This window comes from Streptomyces pluripotens (genome assembly GCF_000802245.2).
Taxonomy (GTDB): Bacteria; Actinomycetota; Actinomycetes; order Streptomycetales; family Streptomycetaceae; genus Streptomyces; species Streptomyces pluripotens.
The window spans coordinates 961,109-981,110 of record NZ_CP021080.1 but is presented as its reverse complement, the minus strand read 5'-3'; the positions used below and the strand labels follow the sequence as shown (position 1 = coordinate 981,110).

The window sequence follows — 20,002 nt, the reverse complement described above, 5'->3', positions numbered from 1 at the left end:
CACCGTTGAGCAGGCTGCGTTGGCTGACCGCGGGGGAGTCCCACGGACCCGCACTCGTCGCGACGCTGGAGGGCCTTCCCGCCGGCGTGCCGATCACCACGGAGATGGTGGCGGACCACCTCGCGCGGCGGCGACTTGGCTACGGCCGTGGTGCGCGGATGAAGTTCGAGCGCGACGAAGTCACCTTCCTGGGAGGCGTCCGGCACGGTCTGACGCTCGGCTCCCCAGTGGCGATCATGGTGGGCAACACCGAGTGGCCGAAGTGGGAGCAGGTCATGTCGGCCGACCCGGTCGACCCGGAGGTTCTGGGCGGGCTGGCCCGTAACGCGCCGCTGACCCGGCCGCGTCCCGGCCACGCGGACCTGGCCGGTATGCAGAAGTACGGCTTCGACGAGGCGCGACCGATCCTGGAGCGCGCCTCCGCCCGGGAGACGGCGGCCCGGGTGGCACTCGGTGCGGTCGCCCGCTCCTACCTGAAGGAGACGGCCGGTATCGAGATCGTCTCCCACGTGGTGGAGCTGGCGTCGGCGAGGGCGCCCTACGGCGTGTACCCGACCCCGGCTGATGTGGAGAGGCTGGACACGGATCCGGTGCGTTGCCTGGACGCGGACGCGTCGAAGGCGATGGTCGCGGAGATCGACCAGGCCCACAAGGACGGTGACACCCTCGGCGGTGTGGTGGAGGTGCTGGCCTACGGCGTGCCGGTGGGGCTGGGTTCCCATGTGCACTGGGACCGGCGGCTGGACGCCCGGCTGGCGGCGGCCCTGATGGGTATCCAGGCGATCAAGGGTGTCGAGGTCGGCGACGGCTTCGAGTTGGCCCGGGTGCCTGGTTCCAAGGCGCACGACGAGATCGTGGCCACTGCGGAGGGGATCAGGCGCGCTTCGGGCCGTTCGGGTGGTACCGAGGGTGGCTTGTCCACGGGCGAGCTGCTGCGGGTGCGTGCTGCGATGAAGCCGATCGCGACCGTACCCAGGGCTTTGAAGACCGTGGACGTCGCCACCGGCGAGGAGGCCGTGGCGCATCACCAGCGCTCGGATGTGTGCGCGGTCCCGGCCGCCGGGATCGTGGCCGAGGCGATGGTGGCGCTGGTTCTCGCCGATGCGGTTGCGGAGAAGTTCGGCGGCGATTCCGTTGCCGAGACCCGCCGCAACGTGCGGTCTTACCTCGACAACCTCGCGATCGGGTGAGCGCCGTGCCTGTGGTGGTCCTGGTCGGCCCGATGGGTGTCGGCAAGTCCACGGTCGGCCAGCTGCTGGCCGGGCGGCTCGGGGTCGGCTACCGGGACACCGACGATGACATCGTCGCCGAACAGGGCCGCGCCATCGCGGAAATCTTCGTGGACGAGGGCGAGGCTGCCTTCCGGGCGGCCGAGAAGCGTGCGGTGCGCGTGGCCCTCGCCGAGCACCCGGGTGTTCTCGCGCTCGGTGGCGGTGCGGTCCTCGACGCGGACACGCGTGCGCTGCTTGCCGGGCGCCGGGTGGTCTACCTGTCCATGGAGGTGGGGGAGGCAGTCAGACGGACCGGTCTGGACGTGGCCCGGCCGCTGCTCGCCGTCAACCCGCGCAAGCAGTGGCGCGAGCTGATGGAGGCGAGACGGCACCTGTACGAGGAGGTCGCCACGGCCGTCGTACCGACCGACGGCCGCACCCCCGAAGAGGTCACCCAAGCAGTCCTGGACGCACTGGAGTTGAAGGAAGCATGAGCGAGGCAGTCACCCGCATCCAGGTCTCCGGCACCGCGGGCACCGACCCGTACGAGGTGCTGGTCGGCCGGCAACTGCTCGGCGAACTGGCCGGGTTGGTCGGGCAGAGGGCCAAGCGGGTTGCGGTGATCCATCCCGAGGCGCTGGCCGGGACCGGTGACGCGCTCCGCGCCGACCTGGCCGAGCAGGGGTATGAGGCCGTGGCCATCCAGGTGCCCAACGCCGAGGAGGCCAAGACCGCCGAGGTCGCCGCCTACTGCTGGAAGGCGCTCGGCCAGTCGGGTTTCACCCGCACCGACGTGATCGTCGGGGTCGGCGGCGGCGCCACGACCGACCTCGCCGGTTTCGTGGCCGCGACCTGGCTGCGCGGGGTGCGCTGGGTCGCCATCCCGACGACCGTACTCGCGATGGTCGACGCGGCGGTCGGCGGAAAGACCGGTATCAACACCGCCGAGGGCAAGAACCTGGTGGGTGCCTTCCACCCGCCGGCCGGTGTGCTGTGCGACCTGGCCGCGCTGGACTCCCTGTCGGTGAACGACTACGTCTCCGGGCTCGCCGAGGTCATCAAGGCGGGCTTCATCGCCGACCCGGTGATCCTGGACCTGATCGAGCACGACCCGCAGGCTGCCCGGACGCCAGCGGGTCCGCACACGGCCGAGCTGATCGAACGCTCGATCCGGGTGAAGGCGGATGTGGTCTCCGCCGACCTGAAGGAGTCGGGCCTGCGGGAGATCCTCAACTACGGCCACACGCTCGGCCACGCCATCGAGAAGAACGAGCGCTACACGTGGCGGCACGGCGCGGCGGTGTCGGTCGGTATGCACTTCGCCGCCGAACTGGGCCGCCTGGCGGGCCGGCTGGACGACGCGACGGCGGATCGGCACCGCGCGATCCTGGACTCCGTGGGGCTGCCGCTGCACTACCGTCACGACCAGTGGCCCAGGCTGCTGGAGACGATGAGGGTGGACAAGAAGTCCCGTGGTGACGTGCTGCGCTTCATCGTGCTGGACGGCCTGGCCAAGCCGACCGTCCTGGAGGGCCCCGACCCGGCCGTCCTGCTCGCCGCGTACGGAGAAGTGAGCCAGTAGGACCCGGGCCGTCCCGAACAACCGTTGTTGCGTCATCCGAATTCCTTTGCCGGCCTGGCACTTCGGGCCGTTCCCGGCCGTTGCACCGAACGACGGTCCGGGACGGTACCGTTCCGGGGGCAGCGGGGCGATCGCCCCGCTGCCGGCACCATCTGCCTGTACGAGACGGAGTGGCAACGGATGCAGCACGCAGGGGGGTCTCCGCTGCCGCCGCCCCACCAGCCGGGGCAGGGGCCGCACGCCGGCCGGGCTTCCACCGCACAGCATCCGGGCCCGCCCCCGGGAGCCTCCCGGGGCACCGGCCCCGTTCCCCCGCCACCCCCGGTACCCGGCTTCCCGGCTCCGTCCGGCGGCCCGCTGCCGCCGGCACCCCAGCAACCTCCGCAACCTCCTGGGCCCCCGCACGCACCCGCCGTACCGGCCCCGGATACCACTGGCCACGTACCTCTGCCACCCGGAGGCCCGGTCGGTGTCCCGGCGACCGGTGTCCCGGCGACCGGGCCCGCCGCTGCCGCGGTCCCCGACCCTACGACCACCACCCTGGCCGTTCTGCTGATCGGCCCCGCCGGCGCGGGCAAGACCAGCGTCGCCAGGTACTGGGCGGACCACCGACACGTACCCACCGCCCACATCAGCTTGGACGACGTCCGTGAATGGGTCCGCTCGGGCTTTTCCGACCCCCGCTCCGGCTGGAACGAGAACTCCGAGGCCCAGTACCGCCTGGCCCGTCGCACCTGCGGTTTCGCCGCCCGCAACTTCCTCGCCAACGGCATCTCCTGCATCCTGGACGACGCCGTCTTCCCGGACCGTCCCGTCGTGGGCCTCGGCGGCTGGAAGCGTCACGTGGGTCCCGGTCTGCTCCCGGTCGTGCTGCTCCCGGGCCTGGACGTCGTCTTGGAACGCAATGCCGAACGCACCGGCAACCGCCGCCTCACCGACGAGGAGGTGGCCCGCATCCACGGACGCATGGCCGGCTGGTACGGCTCCGGTCTCCCGATCATCGACAACTCCCAGCTGGACGTCCCGGGCACGGCACAGGTCCTGGACGAAGTCCTGGCGAGGGCGATAGCGAGCCCACTGAGCTGGTAGCCGGCACCGCATCCACCCCACTCGGCCCTCACCAATCGGCACAAACCGGATAGACCTCCTAGGCTCATCACATGTCAGAGGTGTACGCGAACCGCCGATCCCGGCTGAGGGACCACTTCACCGCGGCCGGCGCCGCGGCAGCGCTCGTCACCCACCCCGCCAACGTGCGCTACCTCGCGGCTGCGGCCCCGCAGGGAGCTGCCCTGCTGCTGGGTGGATGCGAGGACCTCCTGGTGTGTGCGGGTCCGCTGGACGACCGGCCCGGTGAAGGCCGACCGGACGAGAGTCTGCGGGTGCACGCCCTGCCTGGCCCCGGAGCCGACCCGGCGGTCACCGCGGCCGGTCTCGCTGCGGCTCAGGGATCGGATTCCCTGGCCGTGGAGGAACACCACCTCACGGTCAGCCGGCACCGGGGCCTGGCCGCGGGCGCCCCGGCGCTCCGTCTCACCGACCTCGGCGGAGCGGTGGAGCAGCTCCGCGTGGTCAAGGACGAAGAGGAGATCTCCTGCCTCCGTATCGGGGCGGAGATCGGCGACCAGGCGCTCGGTGAACTGCTGGAGTCCATCCTGGTCGGTCGCACCGAGCGGCACCTCGCGCTGGAGCTGGAGCGACGTCTGGTCGACCACGGTGCCGACGGGCCGGCCTTCCCGACCTCGGTGGCCACCGGCCCGAACGCCGGCCGCCGTGGCCACCGGCCCACCGACCGGCGTGTGGAGGAGGGCGACTTCCTCTCCGTCTGTCTCGGTGCGACGTACCGCGGCTATCGCTGCGAGATCGGCCGTACCTTCGTCATCGGCACCTCGCCCGCGGACTGGCAGATCGAGCTGTACGACCTCGTCTTCGCTGCCCAGCGCGCCGGACGCGAGTCCCTGGCGCCGGGAGCCGCCTACCGTGACGTGGACCGTGCGGCGCGCCAGGTACTGGACTCCGCGGGCTATGCGCAGGCCCTGCCGCCGCTGAGCGGACACGGCGTCGGACTCGAAATCGATGAGGACCCGCAGTTGGCGCCCGCGGCAATGGGTAAACTGGACGCTTGCGTGCCGGTCACCGTCGAACCGGGGGTTCACCTCCCGGGCCGGGGCGGTGTCCGGATCGATGACACGCTCGTCGTGCGCCCCGAGGCGGACGGCGGACCCGAGCTACTCACCATCACGACCAAGGAGCTGCTCGCGCTGTAGCGCGTGATCCGGGGTCGTACGTCAGTCCAGGAGATTCCGCAACCGTGGCTTCCACGAACGACCTCAAGAACGGCATGGTGCTCAAGCTCGAAGGCGGCCAGCTCTGGTCCGTCGTCGAGTTCCAGCACGTCAAGCCCGGCAAGGGCCCGGCCTTCGTGCGCACCAAGCTCAAGAACGTGCTCTCCGGCAAGGTCGTCGACAAGACCTTCAACGCCGGTGTCAAGGTCGAGACGGCCACTGTCGACAAGCGCGACATGCAGTTCTCGTACATGGATGGCGACTACTTCGTCTTCATGGACATGGAGACCTACGACCAGCTGCACATCGACCGCAAGGTCGTCGGTAACGCGGCCAATTTCCTGGTCGAGGGCTTCGAGGCCACCGTCGCCCGACACGAGGGCGAGGTGCTCTTCGTGGAGCTGCCGGCCGCCGTCGAGCTGACGGTCGCCGAGACTGAGCCGGGCGTCCAGGGTGACCGCTCCACCGGTGGTACCAAGCCCGCCACCCTGGAGACCGGCCACCAGATCCAGGTCCCGCTCTTCATCACGACCGGCGAGAAGATCAAGGTTGACACCCGTACGAGCGACTACCTCGGCCGGGTGAACAGCTAACCGTGGCTGCCCGCAACACGGCTCGCAAGCGTGCCTTCCAGATCCTCTTCGAGGGCGACCAGCGCGGTGCCGACGTCCTGACGGTCCTCGCGGACTGGATCCGGCTCTCCCGTTCCGACACCCGGCAGCCCCCGGTCAGCGAGTACACGATGCAGCTGGTCGAGGGTTACGCGGAGCACGCGAGGCGGATCGACGAGCTGATCGCCCAGTACGCGGTGGGCTGGACGCTTGACCGCATGCCGGTCGTCGACCGCAACATCCTGCGGCTGGGTGCGTACGAGTTGATCTGGGTCGACGACACCCCGGACGCCGTCGTCCTGGACGAGATGGTGCAGCTGGCGAAGGAGTTCTCCACGGACGAGTCGCCCTCGTTCGTCAACGGCCTGCTGGGCCGGCTCAAGGAACTCAAGTCGACGCTGCGCCGGGACGAGGCGTAGCCGGCCGGTACGACATCGCCGGAGGGCCTGCAGCGCATTCGCTGCAGGCCCTCCGGCGCATGGGGGTGTCCCCGATGCCCCTCGATGCCCTTGGGGCTTTTCGGGACTCTCTTGGGGCTCTTGTGGGGCTTGTGAAAAGCCGCCGGGGTGGCCGGAACCGTAGAGTTCCGGCCACCCCGGCGGCACGTTTCTGCTAGGTCCTCCGCGTGTTCACGCCTCTTCGTGCGTGGCCACCGCCCGGCGCGCGTCCGCGTCCAGGACGCCCCAGCTGATCAGCTGCTCGGTGAGGACCGAGGGGGACTGGTCGTAGATCACGGCCAGCGTGCGCAGGTCGTCCTGGCGGATCGACAACACCTTGCCGTTGTAGTCACCGCGCTGGGACTGGATCGTCGCCGCGTAGCGCTGCAGGGGGCCCGCCTTCTCGGCCGGCACGGTGGCCAGCCGCTCCAGGTCCAGGACCAGCTTCGGCGGCGGCTCGGCGGCTCCGCCCGGCGTGGTGCCCGGCAGGAGCTCCTGCACGGGAACGCCATAGAAGTCGGCCAGCTCGGCGAGACGCTGCACGGTCACCGCGCGGTCGCCGCGCTCGTACGAACCGACCACCACGGCCTTCCAGCGCCCCTGGGACTTTTCCTCGACACCGTGGAGGGAAAGGCCCTGCTGGGTGCGGATGGCCCGGAGCTTGGCCCCGAGCTGTTTGGCGTATTCGCTGGACATATAGCTCCCCGGACACTGTGTCGACGCGGCCGACTGTGTTGCCCACCGCGCGTCTGGTAACTCACTGTGAGGTTACGCAGCGTGACTCTCGTGCGTCAAGCCGAATGGTCCACACCGACTCTTCCGTGGTGGCGGCGACCGATTAGACCAAGGGGGTGATCGAGGGGTTCCCCGATACCTGCTACGGTGGGTGGCGCAAACCCGACATCCTTTAAGGTCCGTCCCGTGAGGCGGAGAAGGAGGTCCGTTTCGTATGGACACGCACGCCAACGCACACACCAGCGATGCGCGGCCCGTTCTCGAAGGCCCTGACATCGCGCGGGTGCTGACCCGTATCGCCCATGAGATCGTCGAGCGTGCCAAGGGCGCCGACGACGTGGTGCTCCTCGGTATTCCGACCCGGGGCGTCTACCTCGCCCAGCGGCTCGCGGCCAAGCTGGCGCAGATCACCGACCGCAAGGTCCCCGTCGGCTCGCTCGACATCACCATGTACCGCGACGACCTGCGCATGCACCCGCCGCGCGCACTGGCCCGCACCGAGATCCCCGGTGACGGCATCGAGGGCAAGTTGGTCGTCCTCGTCGACGACGTGCTCTTCTCGGGCCGCACCATCCGCGCCGCCCTTGACGCCCTGAACGACATCGGGCGCCCGCGCGCGGTCCAGCTCGCGGTCCTGGTCGACCGCGGACACCGCGAACTGCCCATTCGCGCCGACTACGTCGGCAAGAACCTCCCCACGTCGCTGCGGGAGACGGTCAAGGTCCAGCTCGCCGAGGAGGACGGTCGTGACACCGTGCTGCTCGGTGTGAAGGCCGACCAGTAGCACGCCGGGCCCCCGGCCGCTGCGGCGTGCCGGCACATGCGCCCGTCTGCCCCAATTCTCCCGAATGAACTGCCTTACGGAGCCTGACAGATGCAGCGTCATCTCATCTCGGCCGCCGACCTCACCCGTGACGACGCCGTCCTGATCCTCGACACCGCCGAGGAGATGGCCCGGGTGGCCGACCGACCGATCAAGAAGCTGCCGACCCTGCGCGGCCGGACGATCGTCAACCTCTTCTTCGAGGACTCCACGCGTACACGGATCTCCTTCGAGGCCGCCGAGAAGCGCCTCTCCGCCGACGTCATCAACTTCTCCGCCAAGGGATCGAGCGTGTCCAAGGGCGAGTCCCTGAAGGACACCGCCCAGACCTTGGAAGCCATGGGCGTCGACGCCGTGGTCATCCGGCACGGCGCCTCCGGAGCTCCCTACCGCCTCGCCAACTCGGGCTGGATCGACGCGGCCGTCGTCAACGCCGGGGACGGTACCCACCAGCACCCCACCCAGGCTCTCCTGGACGCCTTCACCATGCGCCGCCGGCTGATCGGCTGCGACGCCGGCCTGGGCCAGGACCTGTCTGGCAAGCGCATCACCATCGTCGGTGACGTCCTGCACAGCCGGGTCGCCCGCTCCAACGTGGACCTGCTGCACACCCTCGGGGCCGAGGTCACCCTGGTCGCCCCGCCCACCCTGCTGCCGGTCGGGATCGAGTCCTGGCCGTGCGCGGTGTCGTACGACCTCGACAGCACACTGTCCAAGTGCGATGCCGTGATGATGCTGCGCGTCCAGCGTGAACGCATGCACGCCGCCTTCTTTCCCACCGAGCGCGAGTACTCGCGGCGCTACGGCCTCGACGGCGAGCGCATGGCAAAGCTGCCCGAGCACGCCATCGTCATGCACCCCGGCCCGATGGTCCGCGGCATGGAGATCACCGCCGAGGTCGCCGACTCCAGCCGCTGCACCGTCGTCGAACAGGTCGCCAACGGAGTCTCGATCCGGATGGCCGTGCTCTACCTACTCCTCGGCGGCAACGAGCCCGCCGCCGCCCACCCGTCGTCCACCGCCGCCGTTGCTCCGACGCACTCCGCGGCCGCCTCCGCATCCCGTACCGAGGAGAAGTAAGACCCATGAGCAAGATCTTGATCCGTGGTGCGAAGGTGCTCGGCGGCGAGCCGCAGGACGTGCTGATCGACGGCGAGACGATCGCCGAGGTGGGCGCGGACCTGAGGGCGGAGGGCGCCGAGGTCATCGAGGCCGACGGCAAGGTGCTGCTGCCCGGCCTGGTCGATCTGCACACCCACCTGCGCGAGCCCGGCCGCGAGGACTCCGAGACGGTCCTCACCGGCACCCGGGCGGCCGCATCCGGCGGTTACACGGCGGTCTTCGCCATGGCCAACACCTTCCCGGTCGCCGACACCGCCGGTGTGGTCGAGCAGGTCTGGCGACTCGGCCAGGAGCACGGCTACTGCGACGTCCAGCCCATTGGTGCCGTCACCGTCGGTCTGGAGGGCAGGAAGCTCGCCGAGCTGGGCGCCATGCACGAGTCCGCCGCCGGGGTCACCGTCTTCTCGGACGACGGCAAATGCGTGGACGACGCGGTGATCATGCGTCGCGCGCTGGAGTACGTGAAGGCGTTCGGCGGTGTCGTCGCCCAGCACGCGCAGGAACCGCGGCTCACCGAGGGTGCCCAGATGAACGAGGGCGTCGTCTCCGCCGAGCTGGGCTTGGGCGGCTGGCCGGCCGTCGCGGAGGAGTCGATCATCGCGCGGGACGTCCTGCTCGCCGAACACGTCGGCTCCCGCGTCCACATCTGCCACCTGTCGACCGCCGGAAGCGTGGAGATCGTCCGCTGGGCCAAGTCCCGCGGCATCCAGGTCACCGCCGAGGTCACCCCGCACCACCTGTTGCTCACCGACGAGCTGGTGCGGACGTACAACCCCGTCTACAAGGTCAACCCGCCGCTGCGCACCGAGCGCGACGTGCTCGCCCTGCGCGAGGCGCTCGCCGACGGCACGATCGACATCGTCGCCACCGACCACGCCCCGCACCCGCACGAGGACAAGGACTGCGAGTGGGCTGCTGCGGCCATGGGCATGGTCGGCCTGGAGACCGCGTTGGCGGTGGTGCAGGAGACCATGGTGAGCACGGGCCTGCTGGACTGGGCCGGCGTCGCCGACCGCATGTCCGTCAAGCCCGCGCAGATCGGACGGGCCACCGGGCACGGCCGTCCCGTCTCGGCCGGTGAGCCGGCCAACCTCACGCTCGTCGACACGGCCTACCGTGGCCAGGTAGATCCCGCGGGCTTCGCCTCGCGCAGCCGCAACACCCCGTACGAGGGGCGTGAGCTGCCGGGCCGTGTGACGCACACGTGGCTGCGGGGCAAGGCCACGCTCGTCGACGGGAAGCTCACGTGACACCTGTAATCCTGCTGGCCGAGGCCAAGAAATCGGCCGAGGTCACCGACTGGGGGGCGCGCATCGGCTGGCTCGTCGGCCTCGCCCTGTTCGTCCTGCTCGTCTACTGGCTGATGCGCGAGGGCTGGAAGTGGCGCGGCACCCTCCAGGGTGACCTGCCTGCGCTGCACAGCGCGCCGGAGGAGACCGGTCCGGCGAAACTGGTCTTGAGTGGCCGCTACCACGGCTCCACCACCGCCGGGCAGTGGCTGGACCGCATCGTGGCCCACGGCCTCGGCACCCGCAGCCGGGTCGAGTTGACGCTGACGGACCAAGGCCTGGAGGTCGAACGCCCCGGAGCGACCGACTTCTTCATCCCCGCCGCCGCACTGCGCGGCGCCCGGCTGGACAAGGGCATCGCGGGCAAGGTCCTCACCGAGGGCGGACTGCTGGTGGTGACCTGGGCGCACGGCGACAAGCTGATCGACTCCGGCTTCCGCTCCGACCACGCGGCCGAGCACACCGAGTGGGTCGGCACCTTGAACCAGATGATCAACGACACGGAAGGCGCACGATGACGACCTCCACCAGGGGAAGCTCCTCGCAGAGGACCAGGGCGCTTCCCGCCGTACTCGTCCTGGAGGACGGCCGCGCCTTCCGCGGCCGTGCCTACGGGGCCGTGGGGGAGACCTTCGGCGAGGCCGTGTTCTCCACCGGCATGACCGGCTACCAGGAGACCCTCACCGACCCGTCGTACGACCGCCAGATCGTCGTCGCGACGGCGCCGCAGATCGGCAACACCGGCTGGAACGACGAGGACGACGAGTCGAGCCGCATCTGGGTCTCCGGTTACGTCGTGCGCGATCCCGCACGCGTGCCGTCCAACTGGCGGGCCAAGCGCTCCCTGGACGACGAACTGGAACGGCAGGGCGTGGTCGGCATCTCCGGCATCGACACCCGGGCCCTCACCCGCCACCTGCGCGAGCGCGGCTCCATGCGGGCCGGGATCTTCTCCGGCGAGGCGATCGTGGCTGAGGCCGAACTCCTCACCCGTGTGCAGGCGCAGCCGCACATGAAGGGCGCGAGCCTCTACGAGGAGGTCGCCACGAAGGAGGCCTACGTGGTCCCGGCGATCGGCGAGAAGAAGTTCACCGTCGCCGCCATCGACCTCGGCATCAAGGGCATGACCCCGCACCGTATGGCCGAGCGCGGCATCGAGGTGCACGTACTGCCCGCCACCGCCACGGTCGACGACGTGTACGCCATCGAGCCGGACGGTGTGTTCTTCTCCAACGGCCCCGGCGACCCGGCGACCGCCGACGGCCCGGTCGCGCTCATGACCGCCGTGCTGGAGCGCAGGACGCCGCTGTTCGGCATCTGCTTCGGAAACCAGATCCTCGGCCGTGCGCTCGGCTTCGGCACCTACAAACTGAAGTACGGCCACCGCGGCATCAACCAGCCGGTCCAGGACCGTACGACCGGCAAGGTCGAGGTCACCGCCCACAACCACGGCTTCGCCGTGGACGCACCGCTCGACAAGACCAGCGAGACGAGGTTCGGCCGCGCCGAGGTCTCGCACGTCTGCCTGAACGACAACGTTGTGGAGGGGCTGCACCTGCTCGACCAGCCCGCCTTCTCCGTCCAGTACCACCCCGAAGCGGCAGCGGGCCCGCACGACGCCGCCTACCTGTTCGACCGCTTCGTCTCCCTGATGGAGGGCCAGCGTGCCTAAGCGCACCGATATCCAGTCCGTCCTGGTCATCGGCTCCGGCCCGATCGTCATTGGCCAGGCCGCCGAGTTCGACTACTCCGGCACCCAGGCGTGCCGCGTGCTCAAGTCGGAGGGCCTGCGTGTGGTCCTCGTCAACTCCAATCCGGCGACGATCATGACCGACCCGGAGATTGCCGACGCCACCTACGTCGAGCCGATCACCCCCGAGTTCGTCGAGAAGATCATCGCCAAGGAGCGCCCCGACGCCCTGCTGCCCACCCTGGGTGGCCAGACCGCCCTGAACACTGCCATCTCGCTGCACGACAGCGGTGCCCTCGCCAAGTACGGCGTCGAACTGATCGGTGCCAAGCCCGAGGCCATCCACAAGGGCGAGGACCGCGACCAGTTCAAGGAGGTCGTGGAGGAGGTCCGGCGCAAGACCGGGCACGGCGAGTCCGCCCGCTCGGTCATCTGCCACTCCATGGACGACGTCCTCAAGGGCGTGGACGAGCTCGGCGGCTACCCGGTCGTCGTCCGCCCGTCCTTCACCATGGGGGGAGCCGGCTCGGGCTTCGCCCACGACGAGGACGAACTGCGCCGCATCGCGGGCCAGGGCCTCACCCTCTCGCCGACCACCGAGGTGCTCCTGGAGGAGTCCATCCTCGGCTGGAAGGAGTACGAGCTGGAGCTGATGCGCGACAAGCACGACAACGTCGTGGTCGTCTGCTCCATCGAGAACTTCGACCCGATGGGCGTGCACACCGGTGACTCGATCACCGTCGCACCCGCGATGACGCTGACCGACCGCGAGTACCAGATCCTGCGGGACATCGGCATCGCCGTCATCCGCGAGGTCGGCGTCGACACCGGCGGCTGCAACATCCAGTTCGCGGTGAACCCGGCCGACGGCCGCGTCATCGTCATCGAGATGAACCCCCGCGTGTCGCGGTCCTCGGCGCTCGCGTCCAAGGCGACCGGTTTCCCGATCGCCAAGATCGCCGCGAAGCTGGCCGTCGGGTACACCCTCGACGAGATCCCGAACGACATCACGCAGGAGACTCCTGCCTCCTTCGAGCCCACGCTCGACTACGTGGTCGTCAAGGCCCCGCGGTTCGCCTTCGAGAAGTTCCCGCAGGCCGACTCCACACTGACCACCACCATGAAGTCGGTCGGTGAGGCCATGGCCATCGGCCGCAACTTCCCCGAGGCATTCCAGAAGGCGCTGCGCTCGCTGGAGAAGAAGGGCAGCCAATTCACCTTCGTCGGCGAGCCCGGGGACAAGGACGCGCTGCTGCGCGAGGCCGTGCGGCCCACCGACGGCCGGATCAACACCGTCATGCAGGCCATCCGCGCGGGCGCCACGCCCGAGGAGGTCTTCGCGCACACGAAGATCGACCCGTGGTTCGTGGACCAGCTCTTCCTGATCAAGGAGATCGCGGATGGACTGGCTGAGGCGCCCGAGCTGACCGGTGAACTGCTGGCCGAGGCCAAGCGGCACGGCTTCTCCGACCAGCAGGTCAGCGAGATCCGAGGCCTGCGCGAGGACGTGGTCCGCGAGGTCCGGCACGCGCTCGGCATCCGCCCGGTCTACAAGACGGTCGACACCTGCGCCGCCGAGTTCGCCGCGAGGACGCCGTACTTCTACTCCTCCTACGACGAGGAGTCCGAGGTCGCGCAGCGCGAGAAGCCCGCGGTGATCATCCTGGGCTCCGGCCCGAACCGCATCGGCCAGGGCATCGAGTTCGACTACTCGTGCGTCCACGCCTCCTTCGCCCTGTCCGATGCCGGGTACGAGACCGTGATGGTCAACTGCAACCCGGAGACCGTCTCCACCGACTACGACACCTCCGACCGCCTGTACTTCGAGCCGCTGACGCTGGAAGACGTGCTGGAGATCGTGCATGCGGAATCCCTCGCCGGCCCGATCGCCGGTGTCATCGTCCAACTGGGTGGCCAAACCCCGCTCGGCCTCTCGCAGGCACTGAAGGACAACGGAGTGCCGGTCGTCGGCACGTCCCCGGAGGCCATCCACGCGGCAGAGGACCGTGGCGCTTTCGGCCGTGTGCTGAAGGAGGCGGGCCTGCCGGCCCCGAAGCACGGTACGGCCACCACGTTCGGCGAGGCCAAGGCCATCGCGGACGAGATCGGCTACCCGGTCCTGGTTCGCCCCTCCTACGTCCTCGGCGGGCGCGGCATGGAGATCGTCTACGACGAGACCCGACTCGCCGCCTACATCGCCGAGTCGACCGAGATCAGTCCCTCCCGGCCGGTCCTGGTCGACCGCTTCCTGGACGACGCCATCGAGATCGACGTCGACGCCCTCTACGACGGCGAGGAGCTGTACCTCGGCGGTGTGATGGAGCACATCGAGGAAGCCGGCATCCACTCCGGCGACTCGGCCTGTGCCCTGCCCCCGATCACGCTCGGCGGCTTCGACATCAAGCGGCTGCGCGCCTCCACCGAGGCCATCGCCAAGGGCGTCGGCGTCCGCGGCCTGATCAACATCCAGTTCGCGATGGCGGGCGACATCCTCTACGTGCTGGAGGCGAACCCGCGCGCCTCGCGTACGGTGCCCTTCACCTCGAAGGCGACCGCGGTGCCGCTCGCGAAGGCCGCCGCCCGGATCTCGCTGGGCGCGACGATCGCCGAACTGCGCGCCGAAGGCATGCTGCCCGGGTCCGGTGACGGCGGTGAGCTGCCGCTGGACGCGCCGATCTCCGTCAAGGAGGCCGTCATGCCGTGGTCGCGGTTCCGCGACATCCAGGGCCGTGGCGTCGACACCGTCCTCGGCCCGGAGATGCGCTCCACGGGTGAGGTCATGGGCATCGACTCCGTCTTCGGCACGGCGTACGCCAAGTCGCAGGCGGGTGCCTACGGTCCGCTGCCCACCAAGGGCCGTGCCTTCATCTCGGTCGCCAACCGCGACAAGCGCTCGATGATCTTCCCGGCCCGGGAGCTGGTCGCCCACGGCTTCGAACTGTTGGCGACCTCCGGTACCGCAGAGGTCCTCAAGCGCAACGGCATCAACGCCAAGGTCGTGCGCAAACAGTCCGAGGGCACCGGCCCGAACGGTGAGAGGACCATCGTCCAGCTCATCCACGACGGCGAGGTCGACCTCATCGTGAACACCCCGTACGGCACCGGCGGCCGTCTCGACGGCTACGACATCCGCACGGCGGCGGTGGCGCGTTCGGTCCCGTGCCTGACGACCGTCCAGGCGCTCGCGGCGGCCGTCCAGGGCATCGATGCCCTCAACCACGGTGACGTGGGCGTCCGCTCGCTCCAGGAACACGCGGAACACCTGACCGCGGCCCGCGACTAGCAGCCGAAGAGGGGGACACCGGATACGGTGTCCCCCTCTTCGTGAGGACGGGCACCCGTCTTCACGAGGATCCCTGAGGACTTTCCGAGATGTACACACTCTTCTTCCGCCTGGTTTTCACCCGGATGGATCCGGAGCGGGCCCACCACCTGGCCTTCCGCTGGATCCGCCGCGCGGTCCGCGTCCCGGTGCTCCGCACCCTCGTCGCGGCCGTGCTCGCCCCCCGTCACAAGGAACTGCGCACGGAGGCCTTCGGGTTGCGCATGCACGGTCCCTTCGGGCTCGCCGCAGGCTTCGACAAGAACGCCGCCGCGATCGACGGGATGGCAATGCTGGGCTTCGACCACGTCGAGATCGGCACGGTGACGGGCGAGCCGCAGCCCGGCAACCCCAAGAAGCGGCTGTTCCGCCTCGTCGCGGACCGCGCGTTGATCAACCGCATGGGTTTCAACAACGACGGCTCGCTGGCCGTCGCGGCCCGCCTCGCCACCCGTGAACCGGTGTTCAGGACGATCGTGGGTGTCAACATCGGCAAGACGAAGGTCGTGCCGGAGGCGGAGGCCGCCGGCGACTACGTGAAGTCGGCCGAGCGCCTGGCGCCGTACGCCGACTACCTGGTCGTCAACGTCTCCTCGCCGAACACGCCCGGCCTGCGCAATCTGCAAGCGGTCGATCACCTGCGCCCGCTGCTGTCCGCCGTCCGCGAGGCCGCCGACCGCACGGTCGCGAGCCGGCGCGTCCCGCTCTTGGTGAAGATCGCCCCGGACCTCGCCGACGAGGACATCGACGCCGTGGCCGACCTGGCCGTGGAGCTCGGCCTGGACGGAATCATCGCCACCAACACCACCATCGCGCGTGAGGGCCTCGGCCTCAGGTCGGCCGCCTCGCTGGTGAAGGAGTCCGGTGGCCTGTCCGGTGCCCCGCTCAAGGAACGGTCTCTTGAGGTCCTGCGGCGCCTGTACGCGCGCGTGGGCGACCGGATCACCCTGGTGGGCGTCGGCGGCATCGAGACGGCTGAGGACGCCTGGCAGCGCATTCTGGCCGGTGCCACGCTCGTCCAGGGGTACAGCGCCTTCATCTACGAAGGCCCCTTCTGGTGCCGGGCCGTGCACCAGGGTCTCGCCGCCCGTCTGCGCACCAGTCCCTATGCCACCCTCGCCGACGCCGTCGGTGCCGACGTAAGGAAGTCCGCATGAGTGTCCTGGAACCGTTCGGTGCCCGTCTGCGCCGCGCCATGGACGAGCGCGGCCCGCTGTGCGTGGGCATCGACCCGCACGCCTCCCTGCTCGCCGCGTGGGGCCTGAACGACGATGTGGCCGGACTGGAGCGGTTCAGCCGCACCGTCGTGGAGGCGGTGGCCGACCGGGTCGCCGTCATGAAGCCGCAGAGCGCGTTCTACGAGCGGTTCGGCTCGCGCGGAATCGCCGTCCTGGAGAAGACGGTCGAGCAGGCGCGTGCGGCCGGTGCTCTGGTCGTGATGGACGCCAAGCGCGGTGACATCGGCTCGACCATGGCCGGGTATGCCGAGGCCTACCTGCGCAAGGGCGCCCCACTGTTCTCCGATGCCCTCACCGTCTCGCCGTACCTCGGTTACGGCTCGCTCAGTCCGGCCGTCGCGCTGGCGCGGGAGAGCGGTGCCGGGCTGTTCGTGCTGGCATTGACCTCGAACCCGGAGGGCCCCGAGGTGCAGCACGCGGTGCGCGCCGACGGCCGCTCGGTGGGCGCGACCGTGCTCGCCCACCTGGCCGTGGAGAACGCGGGCGAGGAACCGCTGGGTTCCTTCGGAGCGGTCGTCGGTGCGACGGTCGGTGACCTGTCGTCCCACGACCTCGACATCAACGGACCGCTCCTCGCGCCGGGTGTCGGGGCGCAGGGCGCGACGCCGGCCGATCTGCCCGGCCTCTTCGGTCCGGCGCTGCGCAACGTCGTCCCGAACGTCAGCCGTGGTGTGCTGCGTCACGGTCCCGAAGTCGGAGCGCTGCGTTCGGTCACGGAGCATTTCGCGGAGGAGATCCGGGCAGCCGTGGGCGGTGCCTGACCCCTCGGCGGCGGGCTCGGTGTGGGGTGTCGGAACAACTTGAACGTGAATACATCCTCAAATCGAGGGCAGTATGTCTGAAATGTCTGGCCTGATGGAGGCTGACCAGGACTTTTCCGCTGTTCTCGCTGACTCTGGCGCACTTGCCCGCTAGTCTCCGAGCAGAGTGAACGGGCGAAGCGTGTTGCTCGTGGCTCCCCAGGTGTGGGGCGACTAGGTTCCTCACCGGTCCGTATCCGACAGTTCGACATCCGAGGTGACGTAGGCGTGGCTCTTCCGCCCCTTACCCCTGAACAGCGCGCAGCCGCGCTCGAAAAGGCCGCCGCGGCTCGCCGGGAGCGGGCCGAGGTCAAGAATCGACTCAAGCACTCCGGCGCCTCCCTGCACGAGGTCATCAAGCAGGGCCAGGAGAACGACGTCATCGGCAAGATGAAGGTCTCCGCCCTCCTTGAGTCCCTGCCGGGCGTGGGCAAGGTCCGCGCCAAGCAGATCATGGAGCGTCTGGGCATCTCCGAGAGCCGCCGGGTGCGCGGCCTCGGTTCCAACCAGATCGCCTCCCTGGAGCGTGAGTTCGGCAGCACCGGCTCCTGAGGGGGCCTCCCGGCGCACTGACGGCCGGGCCGGGAGTCCCGGGCACTCCGGGATTGCTGGAATAATCGCTGCATGAGTGAACGTCCGCGGCTGACCGTGCTCTCCGGCCCCTCGGGGGTCGGCAAGAGCACGGTCGTCGCCCATATGCGCAAGGAACACCCCGACGTCTGGCTCTCGGTGTCGGCGACCACCCGCAAGCCGCGTCCCGGTGAGCAACACGGAGTCCACTACTTCTTCGTGACCGACGAGGAGATGGACAAGCTGATCGCCAACGGTGAGCTGCTGGAGTGGGCCGAGTTCGCCGGCAACCGCTACGGCACACCGCGCGCGGCCGTGCTGGAGCGGCTGGAGAAGGGCGAGCCCGTCCTGCTGGAGATCGACCTCCAGGGTGCTCGCCAGGTCCGGGAGTCGATGTCCGACGCCCGGCTGGTGTTTCTGGCTCCGCCCTCCTGGGAGGAGCTGGTGCGCAGGCTCACCGGCCGTGGGACCGAGCCGCCAGAAGTCATCGAGCGCCGTCTGGGGGCGGCCAGGACCGAGCTCGCGGCCGAACCGGAGTTCGATCTGACCTTGGTCAACACCTCCGTCGAGGACGTGGCCCGCGAGCTGCTAGCCTTGATGGACGTTGTGTGATCGTCTCTCGTGAGTGTGACTGCCCACAGTGACCGGTCGCACCGACTGAATTCTTTCCCACCCATCGGAAGGTAGAGCGTGTCCTCTTCCATCACCGCGCCCGAGGGCATCATCAACCCGCCGATCGACGAGCTCCTCGAGGCCACCGACTCGAAGTACAGCCTCGTGATCTACGCGGCCAAGCGTGCCCGCCAGATCAACGCGTACTACTCGCAGCTCGGCGAGGGCCTCCTGGAGTACGTCGGTCCGCTTGTCGACACCCACGTCCACGAGAAGCCGCTCTCGATCTCCCTGCGCGAGATCAACGCCGGTCTGCTGACCTCCGAGGCCATTGAGGGGCCGGCACAGTAGTACTTTCGGATTGCGGTTGACTTATCCACAGGCTCGGCAGTCACGCTGCCGGGCCTGTGGTGTGTCATGGGTGTTGCAGGGTTCCGAGTCCGGGGAGAAATCGTGGACAAGCCGAGGGTCGTTCTGGGGGTCAGCGGCGGCATCGCCGCGTACAAGGCCTGTGAGCTGCTGAGAAGGTTCACGGAGTCGGGCCATGACGTCCGCGTCGTGCCCACCGCCTCCGCGCTGCACTTCGTCGGTGCCGCCACCTGGTCCGCCCTGTCCGGCAAGCCGGTCGCCACCGAGGTCTGGGACGAGGTCCACGACGTCCCGCACGTCCGCATCGGCCAGCGCGCAGACCTGGTCATCGTCGCTCCGGCCACCGCCGACATGCTCGCCAAAGCCGCTCACGGCCTCGCGGACGACCTGCTGACCAACACGCTCCTCACGGCCCGCTGCCCGGTGGTCTTCGCTCCGGCGATGCACACCGAGATGTGGGAGCACCCCGCCACCCAGGCGAACGTGGCCACGCTGCGCCGCCGCGGTGCCGTCGTCATCGAGCCCGCAGTCGGCCGCCTCACCGGTGTCGACACCGGCAAGGGCCGGCTGCCCGACCCGGCAGAGATCTTCGAGGCGTGCCGCCGGGTGCTGGCCCGTGGGGCCACCGAGCCCGACCTCACGGGCCGGCACGTCATCGTGTCCGCCGGCGGCACCCGCGAACCCCTCGACCCGGTCCGCTTCCTCGGTAACCGCTCCTCCGGCAAGCAGGGCTACGCCCTCGCCCGCACCGCAGCGGCCCGTGGCGCCCGGGTGACGCTGATCGCGGCCAACACCGGCCTGCCCGACCCGGCTGGAGTGGACGTCGTCCAGGTCGGTACGGCCGTCCAACTGCGCGAGGCCGTACTCAAGGCCGCTGCGGACGCCGACGCGGTGGTCATGGCCGCCGCCGTCGCCGACTTCCGTCCGGCCGCCTACGCCGCCGGGAAGATCAAGAAGAGGGACGGCCAGGATCCTGATCCCGTCGGCCTGGTGCGAAATCCGGACATCCTCGCGGAGGTATCCACCGACCGGCCCCGCGCCGGTCAGGTGATCGTCGGCTTTGCCGCCGAGACCGACGACGTCCTTGCCAACGGCCGCGTCAAACTCGCCCGCAAGGGATGTGACCTGCTGGTGGTCAACGAGGTGGGGGAGCGCAAGACGTTCGGTTCCGAGGAGAACGAGGCCGTCGTGCTGGGCGCCGACGGGAGCGAGACGCCGGTCCCGTACGGACCCAAGGAAGCCCTGGCCGACACGGTCTGGGACCTGGTCGTACAGCGGCTGGTCTGACGCCCGGTTGCTCCGGGCC

The 20,002-nt window shown here is 69.6% G+C and carries 19 protein-coding genes and 1 pseudogene; 19 read left to right on the top strand and 1 reads right to left on the bottom strand.

Annotation, left to right across the window (positions count from 1 at the left end):
- The first annotated feature begins 5 nt into the window (after nt 1-5).
- The 7 genes from aroC (at nt 6) to nusB (ending at nt 6,108) form a co-directional block, all read left to right on the top strand.
- Entirely contained in the window at nt 6-1,190 is a 1,185-nt protein-coding gene (gene aroC / locus LK06_RS04175; RefSeq protein ID WP_039648982.1) for a chorismate synthase, read from the top strand.
- A gap of 32 nt (nt 1,191-1,222) precedes the next feature.
- Nucleotides 1,223-1,705, top strand: a complete 483-nt coding sequence (locus tag LK06_RS04170) for a shikimate kinase (RefSeq protein WP_086083641.1) — start codon at nt 1,223-1,225, stop codon at nt 1,703-1,705.
- Nucleotides 1,702-2,793 (top strand): 3-dehydroquinate synthase, encoded by a 1,092-nt coding sequence (gene aroB, locus LK06_RS04165; protein ID WP_039648986.1) that lies wholly within the window; start codon nt 1,702-1,704, stop codon nt 2,791-2,793. The genes LK06_RS04170 and aroB overlap by 4 nt, the downstream gene beginning before the upstream one ends.
- A 180-nt stretch (nt 2,794-2,973) precedes the next feature.
- Entirely contained in the window at nt 2,974-3,882 is a 909-nt protein-coding gene (locus LK06_RS04160; protein ID WP_043409491.1) for a Pro-rich N-terminal domain-containing protein, read from the top strand.
- A gap of 71 nt (nt 3,883-3,953) precedes the next feature.
- Nucleotides 3,954-5,060, top strand: coding sequence for an aminopeptidase P family protein (locus tag LK06_RS04155; protein ID WP_039648991.1), 1,107 nt, complete (start codon nt 3,954-3,956; stop codon nt 5,058-5,060).
- 44 nt (nt 5,061-5,104) lie between these two features.
- Nucleotides 5,105-5,671, top strand: coding sequence for an elongation factor P (gene efp / locus LK06_RS04150; protein WP_039648992.1), 567 nt, complete (start codon nt 5,105-5,107; stop codon nt 5,669-5,671).
- Nucleotides 5,672-5,673: 2 nt separating this feature from the next.
- Nucleotides 5,674-6,108 (top strand): transcription antitermination factor NusB, encoded by a 435-nt coding sequence (gene nusB / locus LK06_RS04145; protein ID WP_039648993.1) that lies wholly within the window; start codon nt 5,674-5,676, stop codon nt 6,106-6,108.
- A gap of 210 nt (nt 6,109-6,318) precedes the next feature.
- Here nusB and bldD read toward each other — a convergent pair whose 3' ends face one another.
- Nucleotides 6,319-6,822, bottom strand: coding sequence for a transcriptional regulator BldD (bldD, locus tag LK06_RS04140; RefSeq protein WP_014671524.1), 504 nt, complete (start codon nt 6,820-6,822; stop codon nt 6,319-6,321).
- Between the two features lie 253 nt (nt 6,823-7,075).
- Here bldD and pyrR point away from each other — a divergent pair, with 253 nt between their 5' ends.
- From pyrR to coaBC, 12 genes and pseudogenes are all read left to right on the top strand, one after another.
- Entirely contained in the window at nt 7,076-7,645 is a 570-nt protein-coding gene (gene pyrR / locus LK06_RS04135; protein ID WP_039648997.1) for a bifunctional pyr operon transcriptional regulator/uracil phosphoribosyltransferase PyrR, read from the top strand.
- Nucleotides 7,646-7,735: 90 nt separating this feature from the next.
- Nucleotides 7,736-8,764 (top strand): aspartate carbamoyltransferase catalytic subunit, encoded by a 1,029-nt coding sequence (locus tag LK06_RS04130; RefSeq protein ID WP_052269729.1) that lies wholly within the window; start codon nt 7,736-7,738, stop codon nt 8,762-8,764.
- A 5-nt stretch (nt 8,765-8,769) separates the two neighbouring features.
- Nucleotides 8,770-10,056: a dihydroorotase gene (locus LK06_RS04125; RefSeq protein ID WP_039648999.1), complete on the top strand. Its 1,287-nt coding sequence runs from the start codon at nt 8,770-8,772 to the stop codon at nt 10,054-10,056.
- Nucleotides 10,053-10,613, top strand: coding sequence for a PH-like domain-containing protein (locus LK06_RS04120; RefSeq protein ID WP_039649001.1), 561 nt, complete (start codon nt 10,053-10,055; stop codon nt 10,611-10,613). The genes LK06_RS04125 and LK06_RS04120 overlap by 4 nt, the downstream gene beginning before the upstream one ends.
- Nucleotides 10,610-11,767 (top strand): glutamine-hydrolyzing carbamoyl-phosphate synthase small subunit, encoded by a 1,158-nt coding sequence (gene carA, locus LK06_RS04115; protein WP_039649003.1) that lies wholly within the window; start codon nt 10,610-10,612, stop codon nt 11,765-11,767. Before LK06_RS04120 ends, carA begins: the two co-directional genes overlap by 4 nt.
- Entirely contained in the window at nt 11,760-15,068 is a 3,309-nt protein-coding gene (gene carB / locus LK06_RS04110; RefSeq protein ID WP_039649004.1) for a carbamoyl-phosphate synthase large subunit, read from the top strand. Before carA ends, carB begins: the two co-directional genes overlap by 8 nt.
- 89 nt (nt 15,069-15,157) lie before the next feature.
- Nucleotides 15,158-16,264, top strand: a complete 1,107-nt coding sequence (locus LK06_RS04105) for a quinone-dependent dihydroorotate dehydrogenase (protein ID WP_039649006.1) — start codon at nt 15,158-15,160, stop codon at nt 16,262-16,264.
- Complete coding sequence (pyrF, locus tag LK06_RS04100; protein ID WP_039649008.1) at nt 16,261-17,106, top strand: orotidine-5'-phosphate decarboxylase; 846 nt, start codon at nt 16,261-16,263, stop codon at nt 17,104-17,106. The genes LK06_RS04105 and pyrF overlap by 4 nt, the downstream gene beginning before the upstream one ends.
- A 267-nt stretch (nt 17,107-17,373) precedes the next feature.
- A complete protein-coding gene (locus tag LK06_RS04095; RefSeq protein WP_003977346.1) occupies nt 17,374-17,697 on the top strand; it encodes an integration host factor in 324 nt (107 codons plus the stop codon).
- A gap of 42 nt (nt 17,698-17,739) precedes the next feature.
- A pseudogene (gene gmk / locus LK06_RS04090) lies at nt 17,740-18,327 on the top strand (guanylate kinase); the annotation flags it as partial.
- 78 nt (nt 18,328-18,405) lie between these two features.
- Complete coding sequence (gene rpoZ, locus LK06_RS04085) at nt 18,406-18,678, top strand: DNA-directed RNA polymerase subunit omega (RefSeq protein ID WP_039649019.1); 273 nt, start codon at nt 18,406-18,408, stop codon at nt 18,676-18,678.
- A 102-nt stretch (nt 18,679-18,780) separates the two neighbouring features.
- Nucleotides 18,781-19,983: a bifunctional phosphopantothenoylcysteine decarboxylase/phosphopantothenate--cysteine ligase CoaBC gene (coaBC, locus tag LK06_RS04080; RefSeq protein ID WP_043434080.1), complete on the top strand. Its 1,203-nt coding sequence runs from the start codon at nt 18,781-18,783 to the stop codon at nt 19,981-19,983.
- Nucleotides 19,984-20,002 lie beyond the last annotated feature (19 nt).